The organism is Salmonella sp. SAL04202 (assembly GCF_046550775.1).
GTDB classification, from domain to species: Bacteria; Pseudomonadota; Gammaproteobacteria; order Enterobacterales; family Enterobacteriaceae; genus Salmonella; species Salmonella enterica.
On the sequence record NZ_JBGDXK010000001.1, the window covers coordinates 826457 to 846836 of the forward strand.

The window sequence follows — 20380 nt, forward strand, 5'->3', positions numbered from 1 at the left end:
AACTATGTGCCAACGTGCGATCGCCAATATTGATATCAGCAAAGAGTATGACGAAAGCATGGGCAGTAACGATGTGCATTATCAGTCGTTTGCTCGTATGGCGGATTTCTTTGGTCGTGATATGCAGGCGCATCGCCACGACCAGTTTTTTCAAATGCACTTTCTTGATACTGGGCAGATTGAGCTACAGCTCGACGATCATCGCTATTCGGTGCAGGCGCCGCTATTTGTGCTTACGCCGCCCTCGGTGCCGCATGCTTTTATTACCGAATCGGATAGCGATGGTCATGTTCTGACGGTACGCGAAGAGCTGGTTTGGCCGCTGCTGGAAGTGCTTTATCCCGGCACCAGAGAGGCCTTCGGCCTGCCGGGAATCTGTCTGTCGCTGGCGGATAAACCCAACGAGCTGGCGGCGCTCAAACATTACTGGCAGCTAATTGAGCGGGAGTCCACGGAACAACTGGCTGGCTGCGAACATACCCTGGTGCTACTGGCGCAGGCGGTATTTACCTTGCTGTTGCGTAATGCGAAGCTGGACGATCACGCCGCAACCGGGATGCGCGGTGAACTGAAACTTTTTCAGCGCTTTACCCTGTTAATTGACAACCACTTCCATCAGCACTGGACGGTGCCCGATTATGCCTGCGAGCTGCATATTACCGAATCTCGTTTGACCGATATTTGCCGACGTTTTGCTAATCGCCCGCCTAAACGCCTGATTTTTGATCGGCAATTACGCGAGGCGAAACGACTGCTGCTTTTTTCCGACAATGCTGTCAACGAGATCGCCTGGCAATTAGGTTTTAAAGATCCGGCTTATTTCGCCCGTTTCTTTAATCGCCTTGCTGGCTGTTCTCCTTCGCAGTTTCGCCAACGTGAAGTTCCCTCTTTTCTCAACTAAGAAGAGTAAAAACATGATGAAAAAAAGCGTCGCTATGCTGGCGGTTTGTATGCTGGCGCAAAGCCACCTTGCCATTGCTGCCGGTACTCCTGCGCCTCAAGAGATCAACATTGTTTTACTGGGCACCAAAGGCGGGCCTTCTTTGCTCAATACAGCCAGACTACCGCAAGCGACGGCGCTCACTATCGGCGATAAAATATGGCTGATAGATGCCGGCTACGGCGCCAGTCTGCAACTGGTGAAAAACGGCATTCCACTGCGCAACATCAATACTATTTTGCTCACCCATCTGCACAGCGACCACATACTGGATTATCCTTCCTTGCTGATGAATGCCTGGGCAAGTGGTCTGAAAGACCATACCATACAGGTGTATGGCCCGCCGGGAACCCAGGCGATGACGAAGGCTAGCTGGAAGGTCTTTGACAGGGATATCACGCTACGCATGGAGGAAGAGGGGAAACCCGATCCGCGCAACCTGGTTAAGGCGACCGATATTGGCCAGGGCGTCATCTATAAAGATGAACTGGTCACAATAAGCGCGCTAAAAGTGCCTCATTCCCCTTTCCCGGACGGTGAAGCGTTTGCTTACCGTTTTGATACCCAGGGTAAGCGAATCGTCTTCTCTGGCGATACGTCCTGGTTTCCGCCGCTTGCAACGTTTGCCCAGGGGGCGGACATCCTGGTACATGAGGCGGTACATGTCCCTTCGGTAGCAAAACTGGCTAATAGTATTGGCAACGGAAAAACGCTGGCTGAAGCGATTGCGTCGCATCACACCACGATTGAAGATGTCGGTAAGATTGCTCGCGAGGCCCACGTGAAAAAACTGGTGTTAAGTCATCTGGTGCCTGCGACAGTTGCGGATGACGTCTGGCAACAGGAAGCCATGAAAAATTACCCGGGCCCTGTCATTGTCGGTCATGACAATATGACGATAAGCGTACCGTAAGTATCAGGGCAGGGGTAAACCCACGGGCTGACATGATGTCAGCCCGTTATGCTTTTGGCGATCAGCATGACGCGCAGAGCTTTTGTCTAAAACATTATTTTTTCTAAACACTACTTGCTGATTTTTATGCACAATAAAGGTAAGATGATTGCTCTGGTGAAATATCACTAAATAAGAATGTCACGGATGGAATTTATATAGTGTTAAAAGCAATGCGTTTCTTTGTCTGCCGGCCATCAGTAATATCCTCTGTACCGGCTCCTCGTTGCCAAAGTGAAGGTTAGATTAAACGAATCAAAAAATATCCGAACTGTACAATTTTTATATCAAACATATTTAACTGCAAAATACTGCAAACGTGCGCGAATACACTTAATCAGTAGTATGGCTAATGCATACTTTATTTCCTAAACTTTCTTATTATCTATTTGAATATTTCTGGTTAAACCAAATGGACAAACGGATACCAGACACTCGAAAGGATAACTGCAGGCTTCTGGTTTAGGATTGCAGTTACCAGGACAGTGGCTATTTTCTTTAAGCGATTTCCATAGAACAGGATTAAACCTGGTAACGTTGTAAACAGTAACGGGATAAAGTTTATCGTTTATTAAGACCCCCTTATTAAAGGGGATGATAATGCTACCTGGAGGCATGTAAACATCTGCCTGATACCATAAGGTCAATCTAAGATTTTTTAGGCTATGTATGCATGAAAACGACACTCCGGTAGAGGGACTTATAACTGTATCAACGACCTTCCATTCCATTACAGAAACCTTTTAAGTGAAATAGTCAATGGTGTAAATTACATTTTCCGCAAGCCTATTCAGGATAGATGAAAATCTGAGAAACATAACTCGTTGAAAACGATCGTTTTTTATTGACCACTCTATTTATATTGATTTTTTAATAAGTTATTTATTTTATGCTCTTATTTTGTTTACATTCTATTACATTTTTGTATTTTAGGGGTGGTGTAAATATTGGGCGGTAGTGGATGTTATAACGCTCAATTATTAAACTGTAAGTGACTGTTGTATTTCTTATTTATAAATACCGCAACCTGTAAGCGCAGCGGTACATTTTACCCGGCATTGACAGGGAGAAGGTACGTATCAACCAGAGAGTACAAAACAGTGAAAGAATATATTCTTCAGGCAATAAATGATCGCTAACGTGTAAAAATAACCGACGTATCTAAAAAATGTGAACGTGTGGCTGGTCTTTATTTAAACGATGATCTTCGCAATGGCGCATTAATGGCTGACATTGGCGGTTCGTTGATCGGGTTGTGCGCGGTGAAAGGCTATATTTCTTCCGTTGGGGGAAGTATGTCAGAGGCATTCTGGTATTATACCGGGTGCATGTAAATCCGGGGTGGGCAGAAAGCCCACCCTCGGTTTATTGCCTTTATCGTGGATTAGGGATGCGAGATAAAGCGAGAAAGGCGTTGCAGTAGTAACCGGTTTTCTTCGCGCAGCCGTGAATTCTCTTCCAGCAGCGTTAACGCGACCGCGATCCCAGGCCAGTCGAGCGCCAGCTCCTCGCGTAAGCGTAGCGCGCGTTGTACCACGCTCGCTGCGCGATCGTCGAATTGCCAGTCGGCGTTATCGTCTTCGTAAGGCTCAATTACGCCAAGTCCGACGATTTCGTTTAGCTCCTCTTCCGTCACGCCGGTGTGCAAACAAAATTCGGTGATGGTAAAGGTGACAGTGATGTTAGCCATTATGCTTTCCCCCATTGCTGGCGTGGGTCAAAGGACGACTGCGCGTCCGCCAGTTGTTGCCACAGGGCAGCTGTTTTCTCGTCAGGTTTCGGCGGCATAACGATTTTGATGATGGCATAGAGATCGCCAGTGTGCTTTTTACTGGCTAATCCTTTTCCTTTGATACGCAGCCGCTGACCTGCCTGGCTGCCGGGGGGAATGGTCAGCAAAATACGCTCTTTAAGCGTTGGCACAGACACCTTAGCGCCGAGCGCCGCCTCCCATGGGGCAAGCGGAAGGACGACTTCCAGATCCTGATTGACGATATCAAAGAGCGGATGCGGGGCAATATGGATAACGAGCCATAAATCGCCATTAGGTCCGCCGTTTTCCCCCGGCGTGCCCTGGCCTTTCAGTCTGATTCGTTGCCCGTTGCTGACGCCAGCCGGGATTTTCACATTCAATGTTTTGGGAATTTCCCGCTCCACCAGGCCGAACGCGTTATAAACGGGGACGGAATAGCTAATCGTACGCTGGTGCTCTTCCAGCGTTTCTTCCAGGAATACCGCCACTTCAATTTCGATATCATGACCGCGTGCGGCGTGGCGGTGGTGCGAATGGCGACCGTGCTGACCAAAAATAGACGAGAAAATATCATCAAAATCTTCAGCGTTATACGGCTGGCCTTCGTGTTGCTGGAACTGGCGATTAAATTGTGGATCGTTACGGTGTTGCCATAACTGGTCATACTCGGCGCGCCGTTGCTCATCACTCAGCACTTCCCATGCTTCAGCAACCTCTTTGAAACGGGCTTCGGCATCGGGTTCTTTGCTGACATCTGGATGGTACTTGCGGGCCAGTCGGCGATAGGCGGTCTTAATCGTCTTGAGATCGTCCGTCGGTTTCACGCCCATAATGGCGTAATAATCCTTAAGTTCCATAGCATCATCTCGCTAAATCAATACATACAGAAGGGACCCCAAAAAGGTTTCTCCACTAAGTGTAGGGTAAACCTGAAAAGTGCGTATGAAAACACCAGTTATATCATTAGTAAGAATAAATTACGTTGTTCGACTATCAGAAGGTTGCGCAGCGCGCCGACATAACTTTACAGGGGAAAGGTTGCCAAAACCGCGCCAGTGGCTAAGATAACTCGCGTTAAACAGTGAGGGCGCAATGGCGAAACAACAACGGATGGGCTGGTGGTTTCTTTGCCTTGCATGTGTCGTGGTAATGGTTTGTACCGCGCAACGCATGGCGGGCCTGCACGCCTTGCAGATGCAGGCGACGGCCTCTGCTGCGGTGGTCAGCGCTCCCTCCTCGACAGATGACGGCTCGCCGGTCACCCCCTGCGAATTAAGCGCCAAGTCGCTGCTGGCGGCGCCTCCGGTACTCTTTGAAGGCGCTATCCTTGCGCTTTGTCTACTGCTTTCCTTACTGGCGCCTGTCCGGGTCATGCGCCTGCCGTTTTCGCCTCCACGGGCTATTTCGCCGCCCACATTACGGGTACATCTACGATTTTGCGTCTTCCGTGAATGACAGACCGGTTATTGCTAACGGTTAATTACTCATTCACGGAGAAAAAATATGATGATTTTGTTCAGGCGGATACTGTTCTGCCTGTTATGGCTTTGGCTGCCCGTCTCCTGGGCGGCGGAAAGCGGCTGGTTGCGTTCGCCCGATAACGACCATGCCAGCATACGGCTACGTGCCGATACGTCCGCTAACGGTGAGACCCGGCTGTTGCTTGACGTCAAACTGGAAAACGGCTGGAAAACCTACTGGCGCGCGCCGGGGGAAGGGGGCGTGGCGCCCTCTATCGCCTGGAAAGGCGACATGCCTGAGGTAAGCTGGTTCTGGCCAACTCCCTCGCGCTTTGATGTGGCGAATATCACCACCCAGGGATATCACGACGAGGTGACCTTTCCGATGATCGTGCGCGGTACGCCGCCGGCGACCTTGAGCGGCGTGTTGACGTTATCAACCTGCAGCAATGTTTGTCTGTTGACCGATTACCCCTTTTCCGTGAAGCCCACTGTGCAGAATGCCGATTTTGCCCATGACTATGCGCGGGCGATGGGTAAAGTTCCGCTCCGCAGTGGGCTAACGGACTCGCTTGACGTCGGCTATCGCCCGGGAGAACTGGTGGTCACTGCTACGCGAGCGGCGGGCTGGTCATCGCCCGGGCTCTATCTTGACACCGTAGATGACGTCGATTTTGCGAAGCCTCGCCTGCGCGTAGAGGGCGACAGGTTACAGGCGACGGTGCCGGTGACGGACAGTTGGGGCGAAAAGGCGCCCGATTTGCGCAACAAATCGCTGACCCTCGTGTTAGCCGATGGCGCTATCGCCCAGGAGAGCACGCAAACCATTGGCGCTGCGCCAGCGCAAACGCCGGACAATGCGGCGCTACCTTTCTGGCAAGTTGTAATGATGGCGCTGATCGGCGGACTGATTCTTAATTTAATGCCCTGCGTACTGCCGGTTCTGGGCATGAAACTTGGCTCTATTTTATTGGTAGAGGAAAAAAGCCGCTCTCACATCAGGCGACAATTTTTGGCTTCGGTCGCCGGTATCATTGCGTCATTTATGGCGCTGGCGGCGTTTATGACCCTCCTTCGCCTGTCAAACCATGCGTTGGCCTGGGGAGTCCAGTTCCAGAATGCATGGTTTATTGGTTTTATGGCGCTGGTGATGTTGTTGTTTAGCGCCAGCCTGTTCGGGCTTTTTGAGTTCAGGCTTCCCTCATCTATGACCACGAAACTGGCCACTTACGGCGGTAACGGTATGTCGGGACATTTCTGGCAGGGGGCATTCGCCACGCTGCTGGCGACGCCTTGTAGCGCGCCGTTTCTGGGCACGGCGGTCGCCGTGGCGCTCACGGCGTCGTTGCCGACGCTGTGGGGGCTGTTCCTTGCGCTAGGCCTGGGGATGAGCGCGCCGTGGCTACTGGTCGCGATACGACCAGGGCTTGCGCTACGTTTACCGCGCCCCGGGCGTTGGATGAATGTCCTGCGCAGGATCCTCGGTCTGATGATGCTGGGGTCGGCTATCTGGCTGGCGACGTTACTCCTGCCGCATTTCGGCTTCACTGCGTCAAAGAGCGCGCAAGACACGGTTCAGTGGCAACCGTTGAGTGAACAGGCAATCCAGTCGGCGCTGGCGCAGCATAAGCGGGTATTTGTCGATGTCACTGCGGACTGGTGTATTACCTGTAAAGTGAATAAATACAACGTCCTGCAAAAAGAGGATGTGCAGGCCGCCTTGCAACAGCCGGATGTTGTGGCGCTGCGGGGAGACTGGACGCTGCCGTCCGATGCCATTACAGATTTTCTGAAAACGCGCGGCCAGGTCGCCGTGCCGTTTAATCAGGTATATGGCCCCGGCTTGCCGGAAGGGGAGGCACTGCCCACTTTGCTGACCCGCGATGCGGTATTACAAACGTTGAAAAAAGCGAAAGGAATAACCCAATGAAATACATGATTGTTTTGCTGCTGGCGCTGTTTTCGACGCTGAGCATCGCGCAAGAAACCGCTCCTTTTACGCCGGATCAGGAAAAGCAGATTGAAAATCTGATCCATGCGGCGTTGTTTAACGATCCTGCCAGCCCGCGGATAGGCGCTAAACACCCTAAGCTGACGCTGGTGAACTTTACGGATTACAACTGCCCGTACTGCAAACAGCTCGATCCGATGCTGGAAAAGATTGTGCAGAAATATCCTGACGTTGCGGTCATTATTAAACCGCTGCCATTCAAAGGAGAGAGCTCCGTACTGGCGGCGCGTATTGCGCTGACCACCTGGCGCGATCATCCGCAACAGTTCCTCGCGCTACATGAAAAACTCATGCAAAAGCGCGGTTACCATACGGATGACAGTATTAAACAGGCCCAGCAGAAAGCAGGGGCTACGCCAGTGACGCTGGATGAAAAAAGCATGGAAACGATACGCACTAATTTGCAGTTGGCAAGGCTGGTCGGCGTGCAAGGAACGCCAGCGACGATCATTGGCGACGAGCTGATTCCGGGCGCAGTGCCCTGGGATACGCTGGAAGCGGTGGTGAAAGAAAAACTGGCGGCTGCCAATGGCGGGTAAACTGCGGCGTTGGCTGCGTGAAGCCGCGGTTTTTCTGGCGCTCCTCATCGCGATAATGGTGGTCATGGACGTCTGGCGCGCGCCGCAGGCGCCTCCGGCGTTTGCCACGACACCATTACATACGCTGACGGGAGAGTCGACAACTCTGGCGACATTGAGCGAGGAACGCCCCGTACTGCTCTATTTTTGGGCCAGCTGGTGCGGGGTATGCCGCTTTACTACGCCTGCGGTCGCTCGCCTGGCGGCGGAAGGGGAAAACGTCATGACCGTTGCGCTCCGCTCCGGCGATGACGCTGAGGTTGCCCGCTGGCTGGCGCGCAAGGGCGTTGACTTCCCGGTCGTCAATGATGCTAACGGCGCCTTATCCGCTGGCTGGGAAATCAGCGTGACGCCAACGCTGGTGGTGGTTTCACAAGGTCGGGTTGTGTTCACCACCAGCGGCTGGACCAGTTATTGGGGTATGAAGCTTCGGCTGTGGTGGGCAAAAACGTTCTGAATATGCGCCGGGGTTCCCCGGCGCTAACGCGTTTACTGTAAGAAAAACCCCCGTTTTGCGAAATCGTTCCCGGAAAAATGATCCATTTCTGTCACACTCAGAACGATTTGATAACAACAAGAGGTCATAGGGATGAAAAAATCATTACTCGCTGTTGCTGTGGCAGGGGCTGTTTTGTTGTCATCCGCCGTACAGGCGCAGACAACGCCGGAGGGTTATCAATTACAACAGGTGCTGATGATGAGCCGCCATAATCTGCGGGCGCCGCTGGCGAATAATGGCAGCGTACTGGCGCAGTCGACGCCGAACGCCTGGCCGGCGTGGGACGTTCCCGGCGGGCAACTGACGACGAAAGGCGGCGTGCTGGAAGTCTATATGGGACACTACACACGTGAATGGCTGGTCGCGCAGGGGCTGATACCGTCGGGAGAATGTCCGGCGCCCGACACGGTATATGCCTATGCGAATAGTTTGCAGCGCACCGTCGCCACCGCGCAATTTTTCATTACCGGCGCTTTCCCCGGCTGTGATATTCCTGTTCATCATCAGGAAAAAATGGGCACTATGGACCCTACCTTCAATCCGGTAATTACCGATGATTCCGCCGCGTTCCGGCAACAGGCCGTACAGGCGATGGAAAAGGCGCGTAGTCAGCTACATCTTGATGAGAGTTATAAACTGCTTGAGCAGATAACGCATTATCAAGACTCGCCGTCCTGCAAAGAGAAGCATCAGTGTTCGCTAATCGACGCGAAAGATACCTTCAGCGCGAACTATCAGCAAGAGCCTGGCGTGCAGGGGCCGCTGAAAGTAGGGAACTCGCTGGTGGATGCGTTTACCCTGCAATATTACGAAGGGTTTCCGATGGATCAGGTCGCCTGGGGCGGGATCCACACCGATCGGCAGTGGAAGGTGCTGTCAAAACTGAAAAACGGCTATCAGGACAGCCTGTTTACCTCACCCACGGTGGCGCGCAATGTCGCTGCGCCGCTGGTGAAATATATCGATAAGGTGCTGGTTGCCAATCGCGTTAGCGCGCCAAAGGTTACCGTGCTGGTGGGGCATGATTCCAATATCGCGTCGCTGCTGACGGCCCTGGATTTTAAACCCTATCAGCTCCATGACCAGTATGAGAGAACGCCGATTGGCGGTCAGCTTGTCTTCCAACGCTGGCATGACGGCAACGCTAACCGGGATTTGATGAAAATCGAGTATGTCTACCAGAGCGCCCGGCAGTTACGCAATGCGGAAGCGTTAACGCTCAAATCGCCCGCGCAAAGGGTAACCCTGGAACTGAAAGGATGTCCGGTGGATGCGAACGGCTTCTGTCCGCTGGATAAGTTCGATAACGTCATGAACACTGCTGCAAAATAGCCGTATGCCCCCGCGCAGGCGGGGGCGTTTGTGTTATACGTTCTTACGTTCGATGATTTGTTCGCCCCAGAAGAGCGAGTCTTTGTCCGTTTTCTCAAAGGCTTTGATCAGCACCTCATCGCTACCTTCTTCCCATATTTTTTCTGCCAGTTTCTCGTCATAGTGAGCGACTTCAAAAATGGCTTCGGCAATTTCCGGCGACGTATTACGCAGGCTTGCCCATTCGCCGACGCGGTGCGCTTTTGCTTCTTGAGTTGGCATTCGAATCCTCCTGTTGAAGATTAGCCGTTGAGTTTGACTGCCAGACCGGCGACGTATTCCCCCTGATAGCGAGCGATAGAGAGTTCCTCCTGGCTTGGTTGACGTGAACCGTCGCCTCCGGCGATAGTCGTTGCGCCGTAAGGCGTGCCGCCGCGAACCTGGGAGACGTCAAAGAGTTCCTGTGCGGCATAGCCTATCGGGACGATCACCATCCCATGATGGGCAAGCGTAGTCCAGGTCGAGGTGATGGTCTGCTCCTGGCCGCCGCCCGTTCCGGTAGAACTGAACACGCTGCCGAGCTTGCCGTATAGCGCGCCGGATGCCCACAGTCCGCCGGTTTGGTCCAGGAAGGTACGCATCTGGCCTGACATATTGCCAAACCGGGTTGGCGTACCAAAAATAATGGCATCGTAATCCGCCAGCTCCTGTGGGGTGGCAACCGGTGCGTTTTGCGTTTTACCGCCAGCTTTTGCGAAGATTTCAGGCGGCATTGTTTCTGGCACACGCTTTATAATGACCTCTGCGCCGTCGACTTTCTTTGCCCCTTCCGCCACCGCGTGCGCCATGGTTTCAATGTGTCCGTACATGGAATAATAGAGCACCAGAATCTTTGCCATTTGTACTACTCCTCAGATTAATCAGGTGTGTAGCGATTCGCTACGTCTATTTAAAGATATGCCCTCCTGTGAAGAGTGCAAATTTCAGCGCCATTTCTTTGATTTATAACAATAATTAATTTGGCGACCTTTGTTGCAAAATGATACATTTTTAAGCGCTTTGATTTTTCTAAATATAAGAATAACTTATTTATTTCTTATGGTTATTATTCTGCGTATTCGGCTTCCGATGTTGCAGAATATTTCGGTAAGCGGCCTACCACGGCGTTTTTCACTATGCTTAATGTTACGCGGCGTTACTGATGATATCGTTCATACGCTGCGCGAGGAGATACTCCTCATTACCTATGCAATATGATGTCTAATCTATGACGGAGGTCAGTAATGGCAAACCATCGTGGCGGTTCCGGTAATTTTGCGGAAGACCGCGAAAGAGCATCAGAAGCAGGTCGTAAAGGTGGTCAGCACAGCGGGGGCAATTTTAAGAATGACCCGCAGCGCGCATCCGAAGCAGGCAAAAAAGGGGGCAAAAGCAGTAACCGTAATAGCTAGCCTGCGTCACAACAGCAAGACGCTGAGCGTTTCGCGCTAAAAAGCGTCATGCGCCACCGCCGCCGGATTTCCGGCGGTTTTTTTGTTTATAAGCCGGATTTGGTATGCTTGCGTCCTGACAAAAAGGAGAGGGCGCATGTCGCAACGCACAGAGAAAAAAATCGGGAAACGCTCGCAGGCCACCGGTGCAAAACGGCAGCTTATCTTAACCGCCGCGCTTGCTGTTTTTTCCCAGTATGGTATCCATGGCGCGCGTCTTGAGCAGGTCGCCGAGCGGGCAGGCGTCGCCAAAACCAATCTGCTTTATTATTATCCTTCGAAAGAGGCGCTGTATGTCGCGGTAATGCGACAGATCCTGGATGTCTGGCTGGCGCCGCTCAAGGCGTTTCGCGCAGAATTTTCCCCTCTGGAGGCCATCAAAGAGTATATCCGTCTCAAGCTGGAAGTTTCGCGTGATTATCCGCAGGCGTCGCGGCTCTTCTGCATGGAGATGCTGGCGGGCGCGCCGCTCTTAATGGAGGAACTGACCGGCGATCTAAAAGCGTTGATAGATGAAAAATCCGCGCTGATTGCCGGATGGGTGCACAGCGGGAAAGTGGCGCCCGTCTCCCCGCACCATTTGATCTTCATGATTTGGGCCGCCACGCAACATTACGCCGATTTTGCCCCTCAGGTTGAGGCGGTAACCGGCGCGACGCTTCGCGATGAAGCCTTTTTTAACCAAACGGTCGAAAGCGTTCAGCGCATTATTATTGAAGGGATTCGCGTGCGTTAACCGGCTGGCGGCAGTGGGCAGCTCAAATCACCCTCTTCACATTGCAGCAGCGAGGCTAAAAACGCTTCGCGTTCGTTCGTTTTATCGGTCAGGCACTGGCTGGCGATCATGGGTTGCACGCTGCCGCCCTCCGTACCTGAGCGAATCAGAGCGCAATCGGCGTCCCGCAGTGCAATCCATGCCACCTGCGCTTTTTGCAACAGCTCGCGCTGCGGCGGTTGCGCACGCTTAATCGCGCTTTGATAGGTTTCGTTCAGCTTTTTATCTGCCGCCTGGTATTGCGCGGCGGCGCAGCGATTCATTTCCAGCTGCGTACTGGCGCTGGCACACTCATCGGCCAACGCCTGACTGCTGAATAACAACGCCGCGCAGGTAAGGAAAATTCGTTTCATACGCTCCTCTGACGCGAGTAAAAAGGCTCCATTGACGGAGCCTTAATTAACCACAGTATTAGCCAATTGTCATCAGGCTGGCATTACCGCCAGCGGCGGCAGTGTTTACGCTCAGCGAACGTTCAATATAGAGCCGTTCCAGCAGTATATTGCTTTCGCCGCGGGCGAACCCCTGTACCGACACTATCGCGCCTTCGCGGGCGGCGACGGCTTCGCACACGGTTCGCAGCTTGTCGGAGTCGCCGTGGAAAATCACCGCGTCAAACGGCTGCGCCATCAGCGTTTCCGCTTTCGCAAACTGGACACGCGCCGCGACGGCGGCGGGGAGACGTTTCGCCAGATCGCGGTGGAAGGCGTCGTCTGACCATAGCGCCTGACTGCCGACGGCGAGAACAGCGGCAAGCTGCGTCAACGCGTCCTGTTCGTCATCAGCCAGGCATAATACCCGTTCACGCGGCAACAGCGTCCAGGTATTACGCTCGCCGGTCGGTCCCGGTAGCAGGCGCTGCGTGCCGGCCTGCGCCAGATCGGCGAATTGTCGGCAGAGCGTCTGTAGCGCCGGGCGATCCGCCGCCCATTGCGTCAGGGCGGTCAACGGCGCGAGTAGCGTGGTTTTAAGCTGCGCATCCACCGGGTAACGCGCATCCTGACGAGTCAGCGTCGTATTGAGCGCATTGGGCGGGCGGTGTGCCAGCAGGCGGTAGAGATAGAGCGGTCCTCCCGCTTTTGGCCCGGTGCCGGACAGTCCTTCGCCGCCAAACGGCTGGACGCCGACGACCGCGCCCACCATATTACGGTTAACGTACAGGTTGCCGACGTGGGCGGAACCGGTGACTTGCGCAATGGTTTCATCAATACGGGTATGTACGCCCAGTGTTAGCCCGTAGCCGGAAGCGTTAATCTGTTCGATAAGCTCCGCCAGTTGGTTACGGTTATAACGCACGACATGCAGCACGGGCCCGAAGACCTCTTTTTCCAGTTCTGCGAAGTTTTCCAGCTCAATAAGCGTGGGCATAACAAACGTACCGGTCTGCCATTCCTGCGCGTCATCGTTGTTTTCACGCGCGGCCTGGAAAACCGGGCGGCCTTTGGCGCGCATCGTCTGGATATGACGCTCGATGTTGGCTTTGGCCTCGCTATCAATCACCGGCCCGATATCGGTCGTCAGACGGCCTGGATTCCCCATCCGACACTCCGCCATCGCGCCGCGTAACATTTTCAGCGTATGTTCGGCGATATCGTCCTGCAAACACAGCACGCGGAGCGCGGAACAGCGTTGTCCGGCGCTGTCGAAAGCGGAAGCCAGCACATCCACGACCACCTGCTCGGTGAGCGCGGAAGAGTCGACAATCATAGCGTTCATACCGCCGGTTTCCGCAATCAACGGAATAGGGCGGCCCTGGGCGTCAAGACGCGTGGCGATGTTGCGCTGCAACAACGTCGCGACCTCCGTGGAACCGGTAAACATCACGCCGCGTACACGCGCATCGGCGGTAAGCTGGGCGCCGACGGTTTCTCCCCGTCCCGGCAACAGTTGCACGACGCCCGGCGGTACGCCCGCTTCCAGCAAAATGGCAATGCCCTGGGCGGCAATCAGCGATGTCTGCTCTGCCGGTTTCGCCAGAACGCTGTTACCTGCCGCCAGCGCGGCGGCGATTTGGCCGGTGAAAATGGCCAGCGGGAAGTTCCACGGACTGATGCAGACTACCGGCCCTAACGGGCGATGCGTTTCGTTATCGAAATCGTCACGCACTTGACCGGCATAATAATGGAGGAAGTCTACCGCTTCGCGCACTTCGGCAATGGCGTTGCTGAACGTTTTCCCCGCTTCACGCACCAACAGGCCAATCAACTGCTGCATTTGGTCTTCCATCAATACCGCCGCCCGCTGCAAAATGGCGGCGCGTTCTTGCGGCGGCGTCGCAAACCAAACCGGCGCCTGATTGACCGCGTTTTGCAATGCCTGTTCAACCTCGCTTTCTGTCGCTTCGCGTCCCCAGCCGACAATATCTTTCGGTTCCGCCGGGTTGATAACCGGCGTCATCTCACCGTCGGCCACCGGTTGTTCCAGCACAGGTTTTGCCTGCCATTTCTGCATGGCGTTGCTTAACAGGGCAGAAGAAAGCGAGGCGAGGCGATGTTCATTCGCTAAATCAAGTCCGGCGGAGTTTATCCGACCTTCGCCGTACAGATCGCGCGGCAGCGGAATTTTCGGATGCGGTATGCCAGCCTGACCTTCCTGCTGCGCCAGTTTTTCCACGGCCTCGACCGGGTCGGCCACCAGTTCATCGAGCGGTAGGGTGGCATCGGCGATGCGGTTGACAAAAGAGGTGTTGGCGCCGTTTTCCAGCAGGCGTCGTACCAGATAGGCCAGCAGGGTTTCGTGTGTTCCCACCGGCGCGTAAATACGGCAGGGACGGTTAAGTTTTCCGTCCGCCACTTTACCGGTGACCTGTTCATACAGCGGTTCTCCCATGCCGTGCAGGCACTGGAATTCGTACTGACCCGGATAGTAATTTTGCCCGGCCAGATGATAAATCGCCGCCAGTGTGTGAGCGTTATGGGTCGCGAACTGCGGGTAGATCAGATTAGGGACGGCGAGCAATTTTTTCGCGCAGGCCAGATAAGAGACATCGGTATACACTTTGCGGGTATAAACCGGATAGCCCTCCAGCCCTTCCATTTGCGCGCGTTTGATTTCGCTATCCCAGTAGGCGCCTTTCACCAGACGAATCATCAGCCGACGGCGGCTACGGGAGGCCAGATCGACTAAATAATCAATGACCAGCGGGCAGCGTTTCTGGTAAGCTTGGATCACAAAGCCAATGCCGTTCCAGCCCGCCAGTTCGGGTTCGAAGCAGAGTTTTTCCAGCAGATCGAGCGAGATCTCCAGACGATCCGCCTCTTCGGCGTCGATATTGAGACCGATATCATACTGGCGCGCCAGCAGCGTCAGGGATTTCAGGCGCGGATAAAGCTCCTCCATTACCCGATCGTATTGCGCGCGACTATAGCGTGGATGCAGGGCGGACAGCTTAATCGAGATGCCTGGCCCTTCGTAAATACCGCGACCGTTAGACGCTTTGCCGATGGCATGAATCGCTTGCTGGTAAGAAACCATATAGGCCTGCGCATCGGCGGCGGTTAACGCGGCTTCGCCCAGCATATCGTAAGAATAGCGGAACCCTTTCTCTTCCAGTTTTCGGGCATTCGCCAGCGCCTGAGCAATGGTTTCGCCAGTCACGAACTGCTCGCCCATTAAACGCATCGCCATGTCGACGCCTTTGCGGATTAACGGTTCGCCGCTCTTGCCGATAATGCGGTTCAGCGAGCGCGAAAGATTGGCTTCGTTATGCGTTGAGACCAGTCGGCCGGTAAAGAGCAGCCCCCAGGTGGCGGCGTTTACAAACAGCGACGGGCTACGGCCAATATGCGACTGCCAGTTGCCATTACTGATTTTGTCGCGAATTAACGCATCGCGCGTAGCTTTGTCGGGAATACGCAGCAGCGCTTCCGCCAGACACATCAGCGCAACGCCTTCTTGCGAAGAGAGGGAAAACTCCTGCAACAGGCCTTGCACCATACCCGCGCGACCGCTGGCGGATTTTTGATTGCGCAATTTCTCCGCCAGTTGATACGCCAGTTTATGCGCCTGCTCAGCGACAGGCGGCGACAGGCGCGCCTGTTCCATTAGCATTGACACTGCATCGGTTTCCGGGCGGCGCCAGGCGGCGGTGATGGCGGCGCGAGAGACGGATTGGGGAAGAATCTGTTCGGCAAACTCCAGAAAGGGCTGATGCGGCTCATCCTGCGGCGCGACCGGCTCCTCGCTTTCATTTGCCGCGCCGGCAAACAGCGCAGGTAGCTCCGGTAGCGTATCGCTATTTTCCAGCTTGTCCAGATAGCTAAAGATTGCCTGTTTTATTAACCAGTGCGGCGTGCGATCGATACGCGACGCGGCCATTTTGATCCGTTCGCGCGTGGCGTCGTCCAGCTTAACCCCCATCGTGGTGGTTCCCATACCCTCTACTCCTGTTATTCGCTCTATCTGCTAACCAATAGTTAGCGGAAAATATCCACTATGTTGCAACTTTGTGCAACCGCGTTAAATGTGACCTGCGTTGCAAGCTTAAAAATGAATAAATTGTTAAAAAAAGAAAGAGGGAGTCTGACGGGGAAAACCATCTGGATTTATTTTCTCTGCGGTAGTTAACACTTTTAAAAGGTGCAACCGCAAAAAATGTGAGAGAGTGCAACCTGGAGAAAAATAGTATCCCTCTGCAATCAAATTTGATGTAAATGGTGTGTTAAATCGATTGTGAATAACCACCGCTTCCGGCAGGATACGGTCGCCCTGGTAAACATAACACCCTTGCCACGTTCCGGCAGGGTACAAAACGGCACGCTACGGTAGTGCCAATAAATAAATTTGGAGAACCTTGATGGCTATTAGCACACCGATGTTGGTGACATTCTGTGTCTATATTTTTGGCATGATATTGATTGGGTTTATCGCCTGGCGCTCAACCAAAAACTTTGATGACTATATTCTTGGCGGTCGCAGCCTGGGGCCGTTTGTTACGGCTTTATCAGCCGGCGCGTCGGATATGAGCGGCTGGCTGTTAATGGGGCTGCCTGGCGCTATCTTTCTGTCGGGGATCTCTGAAAGCTGGATCGCCATTGGCCTGACGTTAGGCGCATGGATTAACTGGAAGCTGGTGGCCGGGCGCCTGCGCGTGCATACCGAATTTAACAATAATGCGCTCACGCTGCCGGACTATTTTACCGGTCGGTTTGAGGATAAGAGCCGAGTCCTGCGTATTATTTCCGCGCTGGTCATTCTGCTGTTTTTCACTATCTATTGCGCATCAGGTATTGTCGCTGGGGCACGACTGTTCGAAAGCACCTTCGGTATGAGCTATGAAACCGCACTGTGGGCGGGGGCCGCGGCAACCATTATTTATACCTTTATCGGCGGGTTTCTTGCCGTTAGCTGGACGGATACCGTTCAGGCCAGCCTGATGATTTTTGCGTTAATCCTGACGCCGGTGATGGTTATTGTCGGCGTAGGCGGTTTTAGCGAGTCGCTGGAGGTGATCAAGCAAAAGAGCATCGAGAATGTCGACATGCTCAAGGGGCTGAATTTTGTCGCTATTATTTCTCTGATGGGCTGGGGACTGGGTTACTTCGGTCAGCCGCATATCCTGGCGCGCTTTATGGCGGCGGATTCCCATCACAGTATTGTTCATGCGCGTCGTATCAGTATGACCTGGATGATTCTGTGTCTGGCGGGCGCGGTGGCGGTGGGCTTCTTTGGCATTGCGTACTTTAACAATAACCCCGCGCTGGCCGGGGCGGTGAACCAAAACTCAGAACGCGTATTTATTGAACTGGCGCAGATCCTGTTTAACCCGTGGATTGCCGGTATTTTGCTGTCTGCTATCCTGGCGGCGGTGATGTCGACGTTGAGCTGTCAGTTGCTGGTATGCTCCAGCGCGATTACGGAAGATTTATATAAGGCTTTTCTGCGTAAAAGCGCCAGCCAGCAAGAGCTGGTATGGGTAGGGCGAGTGATGGTGCTGGTGGTAGCGCTGATCGCCATTGCGCTGGCGGCGAATCCCGATAACCGTGTGCTGGGGCTGGTGAGCTACGCCTGGGCTGGATTCGGCGCGGCATTTGGACCTGTTGTCCTGTTTTCTGTGATGTGGTCGCGTATGACCCGTAACGGCGCGCTGGCGGGAATGATTATTGGCGCGGTGACGGTTATCGTCTGGAAACAATATGGCTGGCTGGATCTGTATGAGATTATCCCTGGCTTCATTTTCGGCAGCCTGGGGATCGTAATCTTTAGCCTGCTTGGCAAAGCGCCGACAGCAGCGATGCAGGAACGCTTTGCAAAAGCGGACGCGCATTATCATTCCGCGCCGCCGTCGAAGCTACAGGCGGAATAACCGACATGTCCGATAGCATTATTGCCATCGGACATATTTTACCAGGCGGCGTTATACGCCTGCCTGGTCCTCTGATAAGTCCCGGACCGATTGACTGAAGATGTTCAGGTAAATGAGGACGCTCTCTCAAACTATTTTTAGCCCTTGAGCGCCGTTAACGCGGCCGTAATACGTCTCGAGTAATCACTAACTGGCCATATATGAAATCGCCTGTTAATGGTACCAATAGCCTTGACGCAAGAGAGTAATGACAAAAATTAAAACGAGTCAGCGTTACTGGCGTAAGTATGCCGCACAAAATTTTGCATAAATAATGCCGTTTTAGCGATGGGAGAGAGGACACGTTAATTACTCCGTTTTAACTTTTTATATGTTGAATATTCAATGGGTTATGGGTGGTTTCACCATTAATGCCCATAGTAGCTAATGATTATCTTTTTTAGTCTCCTGCCAATGAAATAATCGTGTAATCTTTCTGTAAGAGACTGACAATGACGCAATAATGTTTGGTTAATGTTTGGTGAATATATTGTTGCATTATTGATGTTTTGTGTTGTACTTAGTAGTAATAGCGGTAGTTCCCCGGCAGTGATGGTCACTCACTATGGAGATCGCGAATGGTAATGTCCGCACCAGGACACATTGTTTACAGTAGTTACAACACCCTGTACGGACATTCTCTCTCCGGTGGTGGTCTTGTCACCTTAAAAGCTCTCATCATTTCTCTTACTGTCCATACCCATGACGTCATATGTGGTGCGCGTAGCCGTGTGTGGCGTCGTTTCAAAAAGCAAGCTAAGGCTTACAAGGAAGCCAACCCTCAGATGTGTGTGCGCATAATCGCGTTCAAGAGAACGCGGGTGATGTATACCTACAACTCAAGGTGCTATCCATGGGAAGACAAAAAGCAGTGATCAAAGCTCGTCGTGAAGCAAAGCGTGTGTTGAGACGAGATTCGCGTAGTCATAAGCAACGTGAAGAAGAATCGGTCACGTCACTGGTACAGATGGGCGGAGTAGAAGCCATTGGCATGGCGCGCGATAGTCGCGATACCTCTCCTGTTAAGGCGCGAAATGAAGCACAGGCGCATTATCTGAACGCTATCGACAGTAAACAGCTTATTTTTGCGACCGGCGAAGCCGGCTGTGGAAAAACATGGATCAGTGCGGCAAAGGCGGCAGAAGCATTGATTCATAAGGACGTCGAGAGGATCATTGTGACGCGTCCGGTATTGCAGGCTGATGAAGATCTTGGTTTTTTGCCCGGTGATATCGCTGAAAAATTCGCGCCTTATTTTCGTCCCGTCTACGATGTCCTGCTTAAACGGTTGGGCGCGTCCTTTATGCAATATTGTTTGCGCCCGGAAATCGGTAAGGTAGAAATTGCCCCGTTCGCCTATATGCGGGGGCGTACTTTTGAAAATGCGGTCGTGATCCTCGACGAGGCGCAAAATGTGACTGCGGCGCAAATGAAAATGTTTTTGACGCGACTAGGCGAAAATGTCACGGTCATTGTCAATGGCGATATTACGCAATGCGACCTGCCGCGCGGCGTGCGTTCCGGGTTGAGCGATGCGTTGGAACGCTTTGAAGAAGATGAAATGGTAGGGATTGTGCATTTCAACAAAGACGACTGCGTGCGCTCGGCGCTTTGTCAGCGAACGCTTCACGCATACAGCTAATATAGCATTGACTTTCAGAGCCCGGGAGACCGGGCTTTGTTGTCTATCCCCGGTCAGGTGACTTAGTACGAAAAAAAGCCCGTACTTTCGTACGAGCTCCTTCTTGAAGATGGCGGTGAGAGGGCTGCCATATTTACGTTCATTATCATTCGCATTAATCATAATTATTTCTTTATATACAATGCGTTGCCATTATTCTTTGTTCGCTGGCGTATTGCTATCTTTTCGTAAAATCGTCATTTTATGCAGTACAGGATGCATGGCAGAATAGTGGGGATTATGCCAAAGAAAGCCAGAGAACTGTCCGCCTTAGCCGTTTCCAGGCTTAAAGCGGAAGGTCGCTATGCTGTAAGTGGTGTTGACGGATTGTATCTGCGGATCGCCAGACGCTCACGCGCATGGGTCGTTATTTATATGCTCATAGACTACATCAAGTTCTGTAAAGGGGGATTTTGCTTCTGAAATGGTCTTATAGCAACCAGTAGCATAGAGATTATTAGTTCCTGCGATTAGCTCAGGTTTAATACTGCCCGGTTTTACATCTGATGGGAGTAATATCTTGTAATATAATTTTGTTACTTCTGAGGATGTATAACGGCATCGCTAAAAATGTTCTTTCTGGTATT

The 20380-nt window shown here is 52.8% G+C and carries 18 protein-coding genes and 1 pseudogene; 12 read left to right on the plus strand and 7 right to left on the minus strand.

Annotated elements, in window-relative coordinates:
• Positions 1-4: 4 nt before the first annotated feature.
• A complete protein-coding gene (hpaA, locus tag ACLJQJ_RS04100; protein ID WP_000336602.1) occupies positions 5-901 on the plus strand; it encodes a 4-hydroxyphenylacetate catabolism regulatory protein HpaA in 897 nt (298 codons plus the stop codon).
• 13 nt (positions 902-914) lie between these two features.
• Complete coding sequence (locus tag ACLJQJ_RS04105; RefSeq protein WP_000976561.1) at positions 915-1853, plus strand: MBL fold metallo-hydrolase; 939 nt, start codon at positions 915-917, stop codon at positions 1851-1853.
• Positions 1854-2260: 407 nt separating this feature from the next.
• On the opposite strand, the gene ACLJQJ_RS04110 is transcribed toward ACLJQJ_RS04105, so the two are convergent.
• The 3 genes from ACLJQJ_RS04110 to cbpA all read right to left on the minus strand — a co-directional run bounded on the left by ACLJQJ_RS04110 (position 2261) and on the right by cbpA (position 4502).
• The gene (locus tag ACLJQJ_RS04110; RefSeq protein ID WP_001537781.1) at positions 2261-2623 is read right to left on the minus strand and encodes an anti-adapter protein IraM; all 363 of its coding nucleotides are present in this window, start codon (positions 2621-2623) and stop codon (positions 2261-2263) included.
• Between the two features lie 653 nt (positions 2624-3276).
• Complete coding sequence (gene cbpM / locus ACLJQJ_RS04115) at positions 3277-3582, minus strand: chaperone modulator CbpM (protein WP_001284251.1); 306 nt, start codon at positions 3580-3582, stop codon at positions 3277-3279.
• Positions 3582-4502, minus strand: a complete 921-nt coding sequence (cbpA, locus tag ACLJQJ_RS04120) for a curved DNA-binding protein (protein WP_000420603.1) — start codon at positions 4500-4502, stop codon at positions 3582-3584. Before cbpA ends, cbpM begins: the two co-directional genes overlap by 1 nt.
• Positions 4503-4737: 235 nt before the next feature.
• On the opposite strand from cbpA, the gene ACLJQJ_RS04125 reads away from it, so the two are divergent.
• From ACLJQJ_RS04125 to agp, 5 genes are all read left to right on the plus strand, one after another.
• Entirely contained in the window at positions 4738-5100 is a 363-nt protein-coding gene (locus tag ACLJQJ_RS04125) for a copper resistance protein (RefSeq protein WP_001118902.1), read from the plus strand.
• Between the two features lie 48 nt (positions 5101-5148).
• Positions 5149-7035, plus strand: coding sequence for a protein-disulfide reductase DsbD family protein (locus tag ACLJQJ_RS04130; RefSeq protein WP_063809447.1), 1887 nt, complete (start codon positions 5149-5151; stop codon positions 7033-7035).
• A complete protein-coding gene (locus ACLJQJ_RS04135; RefSeq protein ID WP_000876687.1) occupies positions 7032-7655 on the plus strand; it encodes a DsbA family protein in 624 nt (207 codons plus the stop codon). Before ACLJQJ_RS04130 ends, ACLJQJ_RS04135 begins: the two co-directional genes overlap by 4 nt.
• Positions 7645-8151 carry a protein disulfide oxidoreductase gene (locus tag ACLJQJ_RS04140; RefSeq protein WP_063809449.1) on the plus strand — a complete coding sequence of 169 codons (507 nt, stop codon included), beginning with the start codon at positions 7645-7647 and terminating at the stop codon, positions 8149-8151. The genes ACLJQJ_RS04135 and ACLJQJ_RS04140 overlap by 11 nt, the downstream gene beginning before the upstream one ends.
• A 132-nt stretch (positions 8152-8283) precedes the next feature.
• Positions 8284-9525 carry a bifunctional glucose-1-phosphatase/inositol phosphatase gene (agp, locus tag ACLJQJ_RS04145; RefSeq protein WP_063809451.1) on the plus strand — a complete coding sequence of 414 codons (1242 nt, stop codon included), beginning with the start codon at positions 8284-8286 and terminating at the stop codon, positions 9523-9525.
• Positions 9526-9558: 33 nt separating this feature from the next.
• Here agp and ACLJQJ_RS04150 read toward each other — a convergent pair whose 3' ends face one another.
• Both ACLJQJ_RS04150 and wrbA read right to left on the minus strand, forming a co-directional pair.
• Complete coding sequence (locus ACLJQJ_RS04150) at positions 9559-9786, minus strand: YccJ family protein (RefSeq protein ID WP_001143125.1); 228 nt, start codon at positions 9784-9786, stop codon at positions 9559-9561.
• Between the two features lie 20 nt (positions 9787-9806).
• Positions 9807-10403: an NAD(P)H:quinone oxidoreductase gene (wrbA, locus tag ACLJQJ_RS04155; RefSeq protein WP_001062898.1), complete on the minus strand. Its 597-nt coding sequence runs from the start codon at positions 10401-10403 to the stop codon at positions 9807-9809.
• 384 nt (positions 10404-10787) lie between these two features.
• Here wrbA and ACLJQJ_RS04160 point away from each other — a divergent pair, with 384 nt between their 5' ends.
• Positions 10788-10955, plus strand: a complete 168-nt coding sequence (locus ACLJQJ_RS04160) for a general stress protein (protein ID WP_001273663.1) — start codon at positions 10788-10790, stop codon at positions 10953-10955.
• A 136-nt stretch (positions 10956-11091) separates the two neighbouring features.
• The gene (rutR, locus tag ACLJQJ_RS04165) at positions 11092-11730 is read left to right on the plus strand and encodes an HTH-type transcriptional regulator RutR (protein ID WP_063809453.1); all 639 of its coding nucleotides are present in this window, start codon (positions 11092-11094) and stop codon (positions 11728-11730) included.
• Here the strand turns inward: rutR and ACLJQJ_RS04170 are convergent.
• Positions 11727-12122 carry a lysozyme inhibitor LprI family protein gene (locus tag ACLJQJ_RS04170; protein WP_000821059.1) on the minus strand — a complete coding sequence of 132 codons (396 nt, stop codon included), beginning with the start codon at positions 12120-12122 and terminating at the stop codon, positions 11727-11729. The two genes, rutR and ACLJQJ_RS04170, sit on opposite strands and share 4 nt — an antisense overlap.
• 58 nt (positions 12123-12180) lie before the next feature.
• The gene (putA, locus tag ACLJQJ_RS04175) at positions 12181-16143 is read right to left on the minus strand and encodes a trifunctional transcriptional regulator/proline dehydrogenase/L-glutamate gamma-semialdehyde dehydrogenase (RefSeq protein WP_063809455.1); all 3963 of its coding nucleotides are present in this window, start codon (positions 16141-16143) and stop codon (positions 12181-12183) included.
• A 421-nt stretch (positions 16144-16564) separates the two neighbouring features.
• On the opposite strand from putA, the gene putP reads away from it, so the two are divergent.
• From putP to ACLJQJ_RS04190, 3 genes and pseudogenes are all read left to right on the plus strand, one after another.
• A complete protein-coding gene (gene putP / locus ACLJQJ_RS04180; RefSeq protein WP_001018463.1) occupies positions 16565-18073 on the plus strand; it encodes a sodium/proline symporter PutP in 1509 nt (502 codons plus the stop codon).
• Between the two features lie 892 nt (positions 18074-18965).
• Positions 18966-19754 (plus strand): phosphate starvation-inducible protein PhoH, encoded by a 789-nt coding sequence (gene phoH, locus ACLJQJ_RS04185; RefSeq protein ID WP_000533527.1) that lies wholly within the window; start codon positions 18966-18968, stop codon positions 19752-19754.
• 279 nt (positions 19755-20033) lie between these two features.
• Positions 20034-20162 (plus strand): annotated as a pseudogene (locus ACLJQJ_RS04190) (integrase); the annotation flags it as partial.
• Between the last annotated feature and the right edge of the window lie 218 nt (positions 20163-20380).